The following is a 13,945-nucleotide window of genomic DNA, read 5'->3' on the forward strand; positions in this document are numbered from 1 at the left end:
TCCGCTCCTTCCGGCAGATGTCCTGGTTTCAGCCCTTGCCGACCAGCTGCCGCGCGGCCGTGACGATCGCGTCCGCGTCGATTCCCGCGTCGCTCAGCTGCTCCGCGGGGGTCGAGGAGGCCGGCATCATGCGCACCGCGAGCCGGATCATCCGGGGCACCGGACGGCCGTCGCCGAACGCCTCGAGCACCGCGTCGCCCAGTCCGCCCTCGGGGTGGTGGTCCTCCACGGTGACCAGCCGGCCCGTCACCTCGGCGGCGGCGCGCAGCGTCTCGGTGTCCACCGGCTTGAGCGAGTACAGGTCGATGACGCGGGCCGGGATGCCCTCCTCGGCGAGCCGGTCGGCCGCCTCGACGGCCTCGTGCAGGGTGACCCCGGCGCCGACCAGGGTGACCCGGTCGTCGTCACTGGAGCGCACCACCTTGGAGCCGCCGATGGGGAAGCTCTCGGTAGGCGGGTAGATGACCGGCGTTCCGCCGCGGGTGGTGCGCAGATAGCGGATGCCGGACTCCCCGGCCATGGCCGCGGTCAGCTGGGCCGTCTGGTTGGCGTCGCACGGGTAGAGCACCGTGCTGCCGTGCACCGCCCGCATGGCGGCCAGGTCCTCCAGGCCCATCTGCGAGGGTCCGTCCTCACCGATGGCCACCCCGGCGTGGGAGCCGACGAGGTTGAGGTCGGCGTCGCTGATGGAGGCCATCCGGATGAAGTCGTAGGCCCGGGAGAAGAAGGCCGCGAAGGTGGAGACGTACGGGTTCCAGCCGCGGGCCTGCATGCCGACGGCAGCGGCCACCAGCTGCTGCTCGGCGATGAAGAACTCGAAGTACCGCTCGGGGTGCTCCTTGTGGAAGTACTCCAGCCGGGTGGAGTCGCCCACCTCGCCGTCGAGCGCCACCACATCGCCGCGGGCGGTGCCGACGGCGGCCACCGCCTCGCCGAACGCGTCACGGCTTGGCACCGAGTCGCCGGTGTTGTAGCGCGGCAGGGCCGGCGGGCCCTCGGACGCGGGCCGGGTGGGGGTCACCGAGGGCGGGCCGAGCACCGGTACGGCCATGTTGCGTACGCCGCCGAGCTCGGCGATGGCCTCGTCCGCGTTCTTCAGCGGCTTGCCGTGCATGCCCTCGCGGTTTTCCACCGAGGCCACGCCACGGCCCTTCATGGTGCGGGCGATGATGGCGGTGGGACGGCCCACGGTGGACAGCGCCTCGGCGTAGGCGCGGTCGATGGCCTCGATGTCATGGCCGTCGATCTCGACGGTGTGCCAGTCGAAGGCGCGGATGCGCCGGGCGTAGGCGTCCAGGTCCCATTCGTGGCGGGTGGGCCCGCGCTGGCCGAGCCGGTTCACGTCGATGATGGCGGTGAGGTTGTCCAGCCGCTCGTAGCCCGCGTGCTCGAACGCCTCCCACATCGACCCCTCGGCCATCTCGCTGTCGCCGCACAGCACCCAGACCCGGTAGGGCACATGGTCCAGCCGCTTGCCGCTCAGCGCGGTGCCCACGCCGTACGGCAGGCCCTGGCCGAGCGATCCGGTGGCCACGTCCACCCACGGCAGCCGGGGGGTGGGGTGGCCCTCCAGCCTGCTGCCGCGCTTGCGGAAGGTGATGAACTCCTCGTCGCGGAGGGCCCCGGCCGCCTTGTACACCGAGTAGAGCAGCGGGGAGGCATGGCCCTTGGAGAAGATCAGGTGGTCATTGCCCGGGTGGTCGGGCTGCTCGAAGTCATAACGCAGATGGTTTCCCATCAGGACGGCCAACAGGTCCGCCGCCGACATCGACGACGTGGGATGGCCGGACCCGGCGGCCGCGGCGGCACGCACCGAGTCCACGCGGAGCTGCTGCCCGAGCTCGCTGAGTTGTTCGTGTCGCATTGTTCTCCTTCCAGGTTTCACCGGCGGTCGGCCGCCGCCCGGGCGGTCCGCGCGACTTCGGGCGACTCGGTGTCCAGTGGCACCGCCCAGGGCGGGACCAACCCGAGCTGCACCCCCTGGCGTGGCAGCACCGCGTCGAGCAGCCAGTCGGCGGCGACCCGGACCCGGTTCCCCGGCATCGCCATCAGGTGGTAGCCGCGGGTGACCGCGTTGGCGATCGGGCCGGACAGCGGGATGTGCAGCGGGTCCGCGGCGGCCTGCACCCCACCGAGGTCGACGGTGAACCCGAGGTCGTGGTGTTTGTACGGCTTGGCGGTGCCGCGCCCGAGTGAGGCCAGCACATTGTGGCCCGCGACCTTGCCCTGCCGGTGGGCGTGTTGCGCGGTCATCGGGGTGAACTGGCCGGGACGGGTCAGATCGGGCACCGCGGCGGCGTCTCCGCAGGCCAGCACGTCGGGATAGCCGGGTACGGCCAGATACTGGTCGACCCTGAGCCGACCGCGTTCGGTCGGCAGCCCGAGCTGCTGCACCAGCGGGTCGGGGCGCACCCCGACACACCAGATCAGCGACCGGGTGTCGACGACCTCGCCGTCGTCCAGCAGCACCCCGTCCGAGGTGGCCTCCTTGACCGAGGTGCCGGTGCGCACCTCCACACCCCGTTTGCGCAGCACCCGGTCGGCCGTGCGGGACAGCTTCTTGTCCAGCTCGGGAAGGACCCGGGGGGCGATGTCGAGCAGCATCCAGCGGGGCCGCGGCGTGTCGCGCAGCGAGACGTTCTTCCGCGCCAGCGAGTCGGTGAAGAGCACCCCGTGGGCGGCCACCTCGGTGCCGGTGTAACCGGCGCCGACCACCACGAAGGTGCGGCGGGCCGCCCGCTCCCGGGGGTCGTCGGCGGTGCCCGACATCTCCATCTGGCGGGTGATGTGGTCGCGCAGGTAGAGCGCCTCGGGCATACCGCGGAAGCCGTGGGCGTGCTCGGCCACACCGGGGATCGGCAGCAGCTTGTTGACACTGCCCACGGAGAGGACGAGCCGGTCGTAGTCCATCTCGCCGGACCGTCCGTCCGGGTCTCGCCAGGAGATCTTGCGGGCATCCAGGTCGACGCCGTGGACCTCGCCCAGCACCAGCCGGACATGCGGCAGGGTGCCGGTGAGGGAGACCGAGACCCGCCGGGGTTCCAGGATCCCGGCCGCCACTTCGGGCAGCAGGGGCAGATACAGGAAGTAGTCGTTGGGATTGATCAGGACGATCTCCGCCGCGCCCCGCAGGGTGCGGGAGAGCGTACGGGCGGCCTGATAACCGGCGAATCCGGCACCGACGATCACTATGCGTACTGGGCTCACACGAATCTCCCGGGCATACGGGGCCAGGGAGCTCCAAGTGCCCGTGAGAGCCCGGACCAAACGTGGCGCCCGGCCGGCCCCGCCCCCGGGGCCGTGTTCCGGGGGCGGTTCCCGGAGGCGGGCGTACGTCAGCGGCGCCGGCGGGCCGTCTGCGCGTCGATCCGCTCGTCCCAGTCGATGCGGTAGCCGGTCAGCCAGTCCGAGGAGCCGTTGCCCGCGCCCGCCCGGTCCAGCTTGCGCGGCATGGTGACATCGCGCAGGGCGCGTGCCACGGGCCCCGGCGCCGTGCGGCGGGCCATGCCCGCACTGGCCGCGGCGACCTTCTCGACCCGCTCCCGGCGCAGCGCCTCGTACGCGGCGAAGGCCGACTGGGGCGTGCGCAGATCGCGCAGGCATTTGGCGAGTACGACGCCGTCCTCGATGGCCATCGAGGCGCCCTGTGCGGCGTTGGGCGCGCAGGCGTGCGCGGCGTCGCCGACGATGACCATGGCCTCCTCGGACCAGGTGGGGGTGGAGACGATGTCGTAGGCGGCGGTGGCCACGATGGTGTCGCCGGTGGCCCGGACCAGGTCGGCGGCGGGGGTGTGGTCCTCGGCGAAGAGCGTCAGCAGCCGCTCCCGCCACTGCTCGGAGGTGACGGCGGCGAGCTCGGCCTTGGACATCTCCTCGGCCGGGGCGTTGCAGAACCACCAGACCTCGCCGTCCGGGGCGGTGGTGCAGCCGAAGAACGCCTGCTTGCCGAAGATCATCGTGTAGGCATCGGGGTCCGGAGGCGAGTCGGCGTCGCGGGTGTAGCCGCAGACGGTGTGCTGTCCGGTGTAGCGGGGCCGGGGCGCGGCCGCGTCGATGAGCCTGCGGACGAGCGAGTGGATGCCGTCGGCGCCGATCAGCATGTCGCCCACGGCGCGGCCGCCGTCGGCGAAGGAGCCGACGATCCGGCCGTCGGGGCTGGTGTGCGCGGCGAGCAGCCGCTTGCCGCCCTCGACGCGCACGCCGCGGCGCACCGCCTCCTCGCGCAGCACCCGGGCGAGGGTGGCGCGCTTGAGTGTCACGGACCCGAGGCCGCCGTCCTGCGAGCCGGACATGGGACGGTTGCCGAGCCGCTTGCCGGTGTTGCTGATGAAGTCGACGCGGCCGGCCGGGAAGGAGTTCTTCAACACGGGTTCATGGGCGTCGATGGTGCGCAGTGCCTCCAGGCCGTTGGCGGCGACGACGAGGAACGCGCCGGTGTCGACGGCGTCCGTGGGGTACGTCTCGTAGACGACCGCGTCGATACCGGCCTTCCGCAGGGCCATCGCGGTCACCGTGCCGGCGATGCCGCCACCGATGATCAGGGCTGTGGTCATGGTGCTCCGTGACGTGGCGTGGGGTGTCGTGTCGTGGGATTGCGACAGCACCATATGGCGGTCCGGAGCTCCCCGGGTCAAGAGCGTCACTTCAACTAACGGGCGCCGAGCGGCATTTGGGGCGGATCCCGGCAGGTACGCCACGTGAGCAGCCACGTGAGCGGCATCTTGAGTAGCAACTTGAGCGGCTACTTGAGCAGCCGGGACAGCCGCCGGTCGGCGAGCGGTTTGCCGCCGGTCTGGCAGGTGGGGCAGTACTGGAGCGAGGAGTCGCGGAAGGACACCTCGCGTACGGTGTCCCCGCACACCGGGCACGGCTGCCCGGCGCGGCCGTGCACCCGCATGCCGCCGCGCTTCTCCCCCTTGAGGTCGGTGGCGGCCAGGCCGCGGGAGCGCTCGACGGCGGAGCGCAGCGTGGTGCCCATCGCCTCGTACACCCCGGCGATCTCCGCTTCGGTGAGGTCCGAGGCCAGCCGGTAGGGCGACATCCGGGCGGCGTGCAGGATCTCGTCGGAGTAGGCGTTGCCGATCCCGGCGATGACGCTCTGGTCGCGCAGCACCCCCTTGATCCGGTGGCGTACGCCGCGCAGCAGCCCGGCGAACGCCTCCAGGGTGAAGGAGTCGTCCAGCGGGTCCGGGCCCAGCCGGGCGATCCCGGGGACCTCCCGCGGGTCGCGGACCACGTACACCGCGAGCCCCTTGCGCGTACCGGCCTCGGTGAGGTCGAAGCCGGAGCGCTCGGGACCGGCCAGGAGCAGCCGCAGCGCGAGTGGTCCCTTGCCGGGCCGGGGCGGGGCCTCGGGGAGTCCGTCCCGCCAGCGCAGCCAGCCCGCCTTGGCGAGGTGGACCACCAGATGGGGGCCGTCGGTCGCCAGGTCGAGGAACTTGCCGTGGCGGGACGCCGTCGTGACGGTCCGGCCCTCGAGCGCGCTCGGCGGCGGGTCGTAGGTCTTCAGGACGCTCACCGCGACGGGGAGCACACGGGCGATCTCCCGGCCGGCGGCGCGCTCGGCCAGGATCGCGCTGAGGGCCTCCACCTCGGGCAGCTCCGGCATGCCACCAGTGTGCCGCAGGACGGAGCGGAACCACCCGCGGCGGCCCGGGTGACCCATTCCCCCCGGTGCACCGCTCCGGGCTGCGGCCCCGCGCACCCTCCCTTAGCGTCTCATGTGTTCCCTACCGTCCCTGCCTGCCCCGTACGGAGCGTTCCCCATGGTCAACACCGGACAGCAGTCCGTACGCGGCGAGGCGGTACGGCACGAGGTGGCGGGCGGGACGGGAGGCGCGGCGTACGAGGGCTATGAGGCGTACGAGGGCGGCAGCCCCGAGGCCGAGCGGCTGCGCTTCCAGAAGCTGACGCACGAGCTGATGCGGATGCAGCGGTACTCCGACGGCACCGACGGCTCGGGCGCCCCGCGGCCGCTGCGCGCCTTCCGCGGCGAGGCGGCGCTGGGCGTGGAGAACGCCAGGCTGCGGTTCCGCGACGACCTTCCGCCGGAGCTGTGCGTGGGATACGCCCGGCCGGGCGCCGAGTACCCGGCCGTGGTGCGGCTGTCCAGCGCGAGCGGCTCCGAGGGGTACGGCGCCACGCCCGATCTGCGCCGGCTGGCGGTACGGGTCCAGGCCGGTCCTGAGGAGACCCACGATCTGCTGGCCACCAGCTTCCCGGTGTCCCACGCCGCCGACGCGCATGAGTTCATCGCCTTCGCCAAGGCCACGGCGGGCGCGGGGAGCACCGTGGAGAAGGCGTTCGGGCTCTTCGTCCGGCTGCCGCTGGCGGTCGGCTGGGCCACCGCCGACCGGATGCGCCGCAATATGCGGATCGCCACCCGCCACACGGTGGGCTCGCTGGCCCGCGAGACCTTCTGGAGCCGGGGCGCGATCCTGTGGGGCCCGGCCGGTCCGGTGCGCTACCAGCTGCGTCCGGCGCCCGGCGGCACCCCCGCGCCCCCGCCCGACGGCGGCGACCCCGACTATCTCCACCGTGAGCTGGCGATGCGGCTGTCCACCGGTGACATCGCCTTCGAGCTGTGTGTGCAGCGCTATCTGGACGACCGCCGCACCCCGGTCGAGGACGGTTCGGTGGAGTGGCGGGAGAGCGACGCGCCGGTGGTCCCGGTCGCGGTGCTCACCGTGCCGCGCCAGGACCTGGACGGCGCCCGGGCCCGGTCCGTGGCCCGCCGGGTCGAGCAGCTGGCGTTCAACCCCTGGCACACCACCGAGGAGTTCCGTCCGCTCGGCAACCTCAACCGGGCCCGCAAGGCCGCGTACGAGGCCGCCGCGGCGCACCGGCTCGGCCTGCGCTTCCCCGCCGCCGAGCAGCGGCCCACGGCGCCACTGCCCGTCCCGGTGCGCGCCACCCTCGACCTGCCCGTGCGCGCCGCCCTCGACCTGCCGGTGCGGGCGGCCTTCGGCCTGGTCGACCGCTGCGTGCCCTGGCATCGGCTGCCGGCGCCGCTGGGGCTGCTCAACCCGGCCGGGCTGGGCCGGGCGCTGCGCCGGCTCGGCCTCGTCGAGGGGGACGACACACCCAACTCTGCGAACCGGTTCAGTCCTGCCGGAAGCGGTTGACGGCCGGGAGATGGCGTTCGCGCAGCTCCGGGTCGCGCACCCCCAGCCCCTCCTCCGGGGCCAGGCACAGCACGCCGACCTTCCCGGAGTGGCGGTTGCGGTGGACGTCCTGGGTGGCCGTGCCGACCGCCTCGAGCGGATAGACCTTGGAGAGCGTGGGGTGCACCATCCCCTTCTCGATCAGCCGGTTGGCCGCCCATGCCTCCCGGTAGTTGGCGAAGTGGGTGCCGATGATGCGCTTGAGCGACATCCACAGATAGCGGTTGTCGTACTCGTGGCGGTAGCCGGACGTCGAGGCGCAGGTGACGATCGTTCCGCCGCGCCGCGCCACGAACACACTGGCGCCGAAGGTCTCCCGGCCGGGGTGCTCCACGACGATGTCCGGGTCGTCGCCGCCGGTGAGTTCGCGGATCCGGGACCCGAAGCGCTTCCACTCCTTGGGGTCGGGCGTGGTCGCGTCCTTCCAGAACCGATAGCCCTCCTCGGCCCGGTCGATGACCAGCTCGGCCCCCATGGAGCGGACCAGTTCGGCTTTGCGCCGCCCGGAGACCACGCACACCGGGATCGCCCCGCCGTTGACGGCCAGCTGGGTCGCGTACGAGCCGAGGCCGCCGGCCGCGCCCCAGATGAGGGTCACATCGCCCTGTTTCATCTGGGCGCCGTTGCGGGAGACGAGCTGCCGGTACGCGGTGGAGTTGACCAGGCCGGAGGACGCGGCCTCCTCCCAGGTGAGGTGGGCGGGCATCGGCATCAGCTGGTTGGCCTTGACCAGCGAGAGCTCGGCGAGCCCGCCGTAGTTGGTCTCGAAGCCCCAGATGCGCTGCTCGGGGTCGAGCATGGAGTCGTCATGGCCGTCCGGTGAGCGCAGTTCGATGGAGAGGCAGTGGGCCACCACCCGGTCGCCCGGCTTCCAGTGGCGCACCCCGGGCCCGGTGCGCAGCACCACACCGGCCAGGTCGGAGCCGAGCACGTGGTAGGGCCGGTCGTGGCGGGCCGCTCCGGGGTCGTCGGTGCGGGCGTAGCGCTCCAGGAAGCCGAAGGTCGGCAGCGGCTCGAAGATCGCGCTCCAGACGGTGTTGTAGTTGATCGCGCTGGCCATGACCGCGATCACCGCCTCGCCCGGGCCCGGTTCGGGGGTGGGCACCTCGCGGATGTGGAGCGACTTCTGGGGGTTCTTGTCCTTGGTGGCCATGCCCTCGAACATCTCGGCTTCCTCTTTGAGGATCACCGCGCCCCGATAGGACTCGGGAAGGTCCAAGGCGGCGAAGTCCGCGGCCACCGCATCCTCTGCCAGCACGGCGCTGATGATGTCCTGCATGACATGTCCTCCGATGTACCGCTCCGGGCACCCTGTGTCCCGGAGGCTATGGCAGCGGCCACGATCCGAATAACCCCTAGCTCCGTCCGGGTCGCGCCCCCTAGGCGCCCCCCTATACGGCCAGGGAGTGCAGACAGGCGATGAGCGTGCGGGCCTCGACGTTGACGTAATGGCTGTGGCGGATCAGGTCGAGCAGCTGACGCACCGCCATCCAGCGGTAGTGCGGCGGCTCCTCGGGGACGGCGCTCAGCTCCGTCTCCACGACCAGATAGCGGTTGAAGGCGTGGAAGAAGCGGCCGCCCTCCTCGGAGAGCACGGTGTCGAACCGCACCCGGTCGGCCGGTGCCTCCACCACCTCCTCGAGGAACGGCGGTGTGGCGCCTTCGGGCAGATGGGTGTAGTTGCGCGGGGTGCACTGCACGGTGGGGGCCAGTTCCACCACGTCCGTGTAGCCGGGTTCGGCGCGGGCCTGCACCAGCACATGCGGCACCTTGTCGGCGTAGGCCAGCAGGAAGGCGGCCACGCCCGGTCCATGGGGCTCGATCATGGGCTGGGTCCAGCCGCCCACCTCGCGGCCGCCCGCCGTCACGTCCACGGCCATCACGCTGAAGAAGCGCCCGCTCTCATGGGAGATGCGGTGGGCGTTGCGGTGCCAGCCGGTGGTCTCCCGCAGCGGTATCCGCTCGGTGAACACCTCGCGCTCGGTGCGCAGTCCGGTGATCCAGCTGAGGATGTCGGCGTCGCGGTGGAGCGTGTGCCGCCCCGGCCGTTCCGGCTCCGCGGGCCCGGGTGATCCGGCGGCCGAGAAGGTCTCCTCCGGGTCCAGCGGGGAGTGCGGCAGACAGGCCAGGACGCTGCGCGCGTCCATGTTCACCAGGTCCTCCACGGCCAGCAGATGGTGCAGCTGGCCCAGCGTCAGCCAGCGGAAGCCGTCGCGCACCTCGACGTCCGTCTCCGGCGCCACCTCGACCAGCATGTTGCGGTTGCGCTTGCGGAAGAACCAGCTGCCCTGCTCCGACTGGCGGACGTCGGCGAGCACCCGGTGCCGTTCCGTCCGCTGGAAGTACTCCAGATACGGCACCGCCCGGCCCTTGTGCACCCGGGTGTAGTTGCTGCGGGTGGCCTGGACGGTGGGCGACAGCTGGAGTCCGCCGTGGTTGCCCGGCTCCATCTTGGCCTGCATCAGGAAGTGCGGTACGCCGTCGAAGTCCTTGACCAGGATGCCCAGGATGCCGATCTCCGGCTGGTGGAGGATGGGCTGGCTCCACTCCTCCACGGGCGCCCCGGGCATCCGCACCCGGATGCCCTCGACGGTGAAGAACCGGCCGGTCTCATGGACCAGGTTGTGGGTGTCCGGCGCGAAGTCCCAGCCGCGCATCGCCTCGAACGGGATGATCTCGATCCGGGACTCGTCGGCGTCGACGCGCTCGCGGAACCAGCGCTGGAAGTCGGCGAGCAGGGTCACCGAGCTGTCGACGGTGGCGGCGGAGCGGATCAGCCGCTCCTGGAGCGTGCTCACCACGCCCATGCCTCCGGTCCGGGGCCGCCGTTGCCGATCGGCGGGAACAGCCGGTCCAGTTCGGCCAGCACCTCGTCGGACAGCGTCAGCTCCATGGCCTTGAAGGCCCCTGTCAGCTGGTCCAGGCTGCGCGGCCCGATGACCGGCGCGGTGATGCCGGGGCGTCCCATCACCCAGGCGAGACCCACCTCGGCCGGGTCGGCGCCGAGGCCGTCGCACAGCTTCTCGTACGCGGCGACGGCGTCCCGGTGGACCTCGAGCGCCTGGGCGGCCCGGCCCTGGGCGGTCTTCATCGCGGTGCCCTCGGCCAGCTTGCGCAGCGCCCCGCTGAGCAGCCCGCCGTGCAGCGGCGACCAGGCGAGCACCCCGACCCCGTACCGCTGGGCGGCGGGGATCAGCTCCAGTTCGATATGGCGGGTGACGAGGTTGTACACGCTCTGCTCGGAGACGATGCCGAGGAAGTGGCGGCGGGCCGCGGCCTCCTGGGCCTCGGCGATGTGCCAGCCGGCGAAGTTGGACGAGCCGACGTAGCGCACCTTGCCCTGCCGGGTCAGCGTCTCCATCGCCTGCCACACCTCGTCCCAGGGGGCGTGACGGTCGATGTGGTGCATCTGGAACAGGTCGATCCAGTCGGTGCCCATCCGGCGCAGCGAGTCCTCGCAGGAGGCGATGATGTGCCGGGCGGACAGCCCCGAGTCATTGGGCCAGTCGGTCATCGGGTTGAAGACCTTGGTGCCCAGCACGACCTTCTCGCGCCGGCCGCCTCCGCCCGCGAACCAGCCGCCGAGGAACTCCTCGGTGTAGCCCTTGTGCTTCTGCCAGCCGTACTGGTTGGCGGTGTCGATGAAGTTGACCCCGTGGTCCAGGGCGGTGTCCAGGATCGCGTGGCTCTCCTCGTCGCTCGCCCTGACCCCGAGGTTCAGGGTGCCCAGGCACAGTCGGCTCACCTTGAGGGCGGTGCGGCCGAGATAGGTGTACTGCATCAGTGTCCTTCGGTACGGGCCGCCGCGGCAGCCGGCCGGCTGGAGGCGGCGGAGGCGGCCCACAGGTCGTGGAGGGATTCCTTGAGGGCGACCTTCGGGGACCAGCCCATGAGCCGCCGGGCGAGGCGGATGTCGGCCTGGGTCCAGCTGCCGCCCTTGCTGTGCACGGCGCCGCTCTCCTCGCGCACCAGACGGTCGGGCACCTGGGAGGCGGCGATCAGCAGCCCGGCCAGTTCGCGCATGCTGAAGGCGTCGCCCTGCCCGATGTTGAGCACCCGGCCGGTCACCGGGCTGCTCGCGGCCTGCACCACGGCCTCGGCGACATCCCGGACGTCGATGAAGTCGCGCCGGTCGTCGACGAGAGTGACGGTGAGCGGAGCGTCCTCGGTGGTGTGGCGCAGCCGGTGGGCGAGCCCGCCGAGGAAGCTGCCGCGCGGGGTGCCCGGCCCGCAGACGTTGGTGACGCGCAGCACGCAGCCGTCGATACGGCCCGCGTCCGCGGCGCCCAGGACGATCCGGCTGCCGACGAGCTTGGTGCGGGCGTAGGGGGTGCGGGGGGCGGTGGGGTGGTCCTCGGCGATGGCCGTGCCGTCGGGGACGGGGCCGTACTCGTGCACCGAGCCGAGATGGACCAGGCGCGGCCGCCTGGGGAGGGCCGCCACGGCGTCCACCAGCCGGTCCACGAGCGGGATGTGCGAGGCCGTCATGCTCGCCTCGTCGCCCTCCCAGCTGTCGCCCGCGGCGTTGACGACGAGATCGGCGGACTGTGCGGCCCGGACGATGTCCTCGCTCGGCGCGGATACCGCGTCAAGCGCCAGAAATCCGACTCCGGAAATGGGTTCTACGGGTTTTCTCGCTATTGCCAGGACTTCATATCCGCGCGTGGCGAGAGCTCTACAGATATGTCGCCCGATGAATCCGGTGCCGCCGATGACAACGGCCTGCCGATCTCGGATGTGGCCCATATCGCCACCGTATTGGCGCCGCTTCGAGCGGAACAACCCCTACCCTCGTCCACCCCTATCGAGCACCCCTATCAAGGCCCCGACCTGCGGTGTCATTCGAATAGATGTCGTTTATGGGCCTCGCTGACCGCTGCCGCGCGATCCTTCACCCCGAGTTTCTCGTAGACATGCAGAAGATGCGTCTTGACGGTCGCCTGGCTGATGAACAACGCGGCCGCGGCCTGCCGATTCGTGGCCCCGTCCGCGATAAGCCTGAGCACTTGGAGTTCACGCTCGCTCAGCGGGCCCTGGGTGGGTTTGCGTACCTGGCCGAGAACGCGTCCGGTGACCGCGGGCGAGAGGACGGACTGGCCCGAGGAGGCGGATCGCACGGCGCGGGTCAGCTCCTCGCGCGGGGTGTCCTTCAGGAGATAGCCGGTCGCCCCGGCGGCCAGGGCGCCCATGACGTCGCTGTCGGTGTCATAGGTGGTCAGCACCAGGATCCGGGCCTCCGGATCGCCGCGCAGCAGCCGTTTGATGGCCTCCACGCCGCCCATTCGGGGCATGCGCAGGTCCATCAGGACCACATCGGCCGGCTGCCGCTCGTACAGTTCGACGGCCTCGGCTCCGTCACCGGCCTCGCCGGTCACCGTGAAGTCGGGGTCCCGCTCCAGCACCCCGCGCAGCCCGTCGCGGACCACCGGATGGTCGTCGACGATGAGGATACGGATGGGGCTGGGGCCGGGGCCGGGGGTGTCGCCGCCATGGGTGTTTCCGCTGGGGGTGTTTCCGCTCATGCACCGGCTTCCTGGGGGATCGCGGGGACGGCCGCGCTGATGGCGGTGCCCTCGCCACGGGCGCTTTCGATGTCCAACGTACCGGCCACCCGGCCCAGTCGGCGCCGCATCGCCACCAGCCCGAGGCCATGGCCGCCGGAGGTACCGGCCTCGGCCTCCGCGGCCGCGGGGTCGAATCCGACACCGTCGTCGAGCACGTCCAGGACCACCACGTCCTCCATGTACGACAGGGTGATGCCCACCTTGGACGCCCGGGCGTGCTTGGCGATGTTGGCGAGGGCCTCCTGCGCCACCCGGTAGAGCGTGGCCTCCAGTTCGGCGTGGAGCGGGATGGCGGTCCCGTTCGTCGCGAACGCCACCTTCGGCTCCCGCTCCGGTGACCACCCCTCGACCAGTGACTCCAGGGCGTCCGGCAGGGTCCGGGACTCCAGTTGCTCGGGGCGGAGCGCCTGGACCGAGCGGCGCGCCTCGGCGAGGCTGTCCCGGGCCAGGTCCTTGGCGGCGACGAGATGGCGGCGCCACATCTGGCGGTCGCCCTCGGCGTGTTCGGCGGCCTCCAGCTGCCGGATGATGCCGGCCAGCCCCTGGGCGAGGGTGTCATGGATCTCCCCCGCCATCCGCTGGCGCTCGTCGAGCACTCCGGCCTCGCGCGCCTGGGTGATCAGCTGGGCGTGGAGTCCGGCGTTCTCGGTGAGCGCGGAGCGGAGTTCGGCCACGGTGCGTTTGCGCCGCTGATGCTGTTCGTTGAGCCTGCTCGACAGCAGGTTGATCCAGCCGATCACCACGGTCTGGAAGGCGATGGCGGCGAGATAGCCGACCACCGCGCCGGTCGTGGGCCGGGGGAAGCCGTCCGGCACCGTGTTGACGACGAACGAGGTGGCCGCCACGGACACCAGCGCCCAGACGGTCGGCAGCAGCACCAGCGCCTGGAGGAACCCGGTGGCGGCGAACAGCATGAACACCTGGTCCCGCGCCATCAGCGCGGCGGAGAGGGCGAGCAGCCCGGCGAAGTAGACGGCCGTGCGCACCGTGCCGTACGGCTGTCTGCTGCGGCGGCCCGTGGGAAGGGTGTAGGTGGCCAGGATCCAGCCGGCGGCCACGGCCGCGAGGCCCAGCGTGGTGAGCAGCCGCCGGGCCGGTGGCGGGCCGTGGACCAGGCTCAGGGCCGTGGACAGAAACAGCAGAAGGTAGGGCAGCCCTCCGAACAGGATGTCGGAGTGCCGCTCCCACCGTCCGCCGTCGTCCTTGGACGCGCTCACC

11 protein-coding genes are annotated in these 13,945 nt (G+C 71.8%); 1 reads left to right on the forward strand and 10 read right to left on the reverse strand.

Annotated features, from left to right (window positions below; genetic code table 11):
* Window positions 1–28 precede the first annotated feature (28 nt).
* The 4 genes from ACT2CW_RS06060 to ACT2CW_RS06075 all read right to left on the reverse strand — a co-directional run bounded on the left by ACT2CW_RS06060 (window position 29) and on the right by ACT2CW_RS06075 (window position 5,608).
* Window positions 29–1,864, reverse strand: coding sequence for a transketolase (locus ACT2CW_RS06060; RefSeq protein ID WP_445515804.1), 1,836 nt, complete (start codon window positions 1,862–1,864; stop codon window positions 29–31).
* 17 nt (window positions 1,865–1,881) lie between these two features.
* Entirely contained in the window at window positions 1,882–3,207 is a 1,326-nt protein-coding gene (locus ACT2CW_RS06065; protein ID WP_445515805.1) for an NAD(P)/FAD-dependent oxidoreductase, read from the reverse strand.
* Window positions 3,208–3,335: 128 nt separating this feature from the next.
* Window positions 3,336–4,553, reverse strand: coding sequence for an FAD-dependent monooxygenase (locus ACT2CW_RS06070; protein ID WP_182469174.1), 1,218 nt, complete (start codon window positions 4,551–4,553; stop codon window positions 3,336–3,338).
* A 188-nt stretch (window positions 4,554–4,741) separates the two neighbouring features.
* Window positions 4,742–5,608: an Fpg/Nei family DNA glycosylase gene (locus ACT2CW_RS06075; RefSeq protein WP_445515806.1), complete on the reverse strand. Its 867-nt coding sequence runs from the start codon at window positions 5,606–5,608 to the stop codon at window positions 4,742–4,744.
* 157 nt (window positions 5,609–5,765) lie between these two features.
* Here ACT2CW_RS06075 and ACT2CW_RS06080 point away from each other — a divergent pair, with 157 nt between their 5' ends.
* Complete coding sequence (locus tag ACT2CW_RS06080) at window positions 5,766–7,124, forward strand: hypothetical protein (protein WP_445515807.1); 1,359 nt, start codon at window positions 5,766–5,768, stop codon at window positions 7,122–7,124.
* Here ACT2CW_RS06080 and ccrA read toward each other — a convergent pair.
* The 6 genes from ccrA to ACT2CW_RS06110 form a co-directional block, all read right to left on the reverse strand.
* The gene (gene ccrA, locus ACT2CW_RS06085; protein ID WP_445515808.1) at window positions 7,102–8,442 is read right to left on the reverse strand and encodes a crotonyl-CoA carboxylase/reductase; all 1,341 of its coding nucleotides are present in this window, start codon (window positions 8,440–8,442) and stop codon (window positions 7,102–7,104) included. The genes ACT2CW_RS06080 and ccrA overlap by 23 nt on opposite strands.
* Before the next feature lie 112 nt (window positions 8,443–8,554).
* Complete coding sequence (locus tag ACT2CW_RS06090; RefSeq protein WP_445515809.1) at window positions 8,555–9,970, reverse strand: NDP-hexose 2,3-dehydratase family protein; 1,416 nt, start codon at window positions 9,968–9,970, stop codon at window positions 8,555–8,557.
* Window positions 9,958–10,944, reverse strand: a complete 987-nt coding sequence (locus ACT2CW_RS06095; RefSeq protein WP_164428023.1) for an aldo/keto reductase — start codon at window positions 10,942–10,944, stop codon at window positions 9,958–9,960. The genes ACT2CW_RS06090 and ACT2CW_RS06095 overlap by 13 nt, the downstream gene beginning before the upstream one ends.
* On the reverse strand, window positions 10,944–11,909 hold the full coding sequence (locus ACT2CW_RS06100) for an NAD-dependent epimerase/dehydratase family protein (protein ID WP_445515810.1): 966 nt from the start codon (window positions 11,907–11,909) through the stop codon (window positions 10,944–10,946). The genes ACT2CW_RS06095 and ACT2CW_RS06100 overlap by 1 nt, the downstream gene beginning before the upstream one ends.
* A gap of 92 nt (window positions 11,910–12,001) precedes the next feature.
* Window positions 12,002–12,685, reverse strand: coding sequence for a response regulator (locus ACT2CW_RS06105; protein WP_199334864.1), 684 nt, complete (start codon window positions 12,683–12,685; stop codon window positions 12,002–12,004).
* Window positions 12,682–13,944: a sensor histidine kinase gene (locus ACT2CW_RS06110; protein ID WP_445515811.1), complete on the reverse strand. Its 1,263-nt coding sequence runs from the start codon at window positions 13,942–13,944 to the stop codon at window positions 12,682–12,684. The genes ACT2CW_RS06105 and ACT2CW_RS06110 overlap by 4 nt, the downstream gene beginning before the upstream one ends.
* Window position 13,945: the final 1 nt, after the last annotated feature.

This window comes from Streptomyces sp. NEAU-174 (genome assembly GCF_052665095.1).

Excerpts from the sequence above, each read along its gene's own strand:
- ccrA (WP_445515808.1), bottom strand. The coding sequence starts at position 8,442 with ATGCAGGACATCATCAGCGCCGTGCTGGCAGAGGATGCGGTGGCCGCG.
- ACT2CW_RS06080 (WP_445515807.1), top strand. The coding sequence starts at position 5,766 with ATGGTCAACACCGGACAGCAGTCCGTACGCGGCGAGGCGGTACGGCAC.
- ACT2CW_RS06060 (WP_445515804.1), bottom strand. The coding sequence starts at position 1,864 with ATGCGACACGAACAACTCAGCGAGCTCGGGCAGCAGCTCCGCGTGGAC.
- ACT2CW_RS06105 (WP_199334864.1), bottom strand. The coding sequence starts at position 12,685 with ATGAGCGGAAACACCCCCAGCGGAAACACCCATGGCGGCGACACCCCC.
- ACT2CW_RS06090 (WP_445515809.1), bottom strand. The coding sequence starts at position 9,970 with ATGGGCGTGGTGAGCACGCTCCAGGAGCGGCTGATCCGCTCCGCCGCC.
- ACT2CW_RS06095 (WP_164428023.1), bottom strand. The coding sequence starts at position 10,944 with ATGCAGTACACCTATCTCGGCCGCACCGCCCTCAAGGTGAGCCGACTG.
- ACT2CW_RS06075 (WP_445515806.1), bottom strand. The coding sequence starts at position 5,608 with ATGCCGGAGCTGCCCGAGGTGGAGGCCCTCAGCGCGATCCTGGCCGAG.
- ACT2CW_RS06100 (WP_445515810.1), bottom strand. The coding sequence starts at position 11,909 with ATGGGCCACATCCGAGATCGGCAGGCCGTTGTCATCGGCGGCACCGGA.
- ACT2CW_RS06070 (WP_182469174.1), bottom strand. The coding sequence starts at position 4,553 with ATGACCACAGCCCTGATCATCGGTGGCGGCATCGCCGGCACGGTGACC.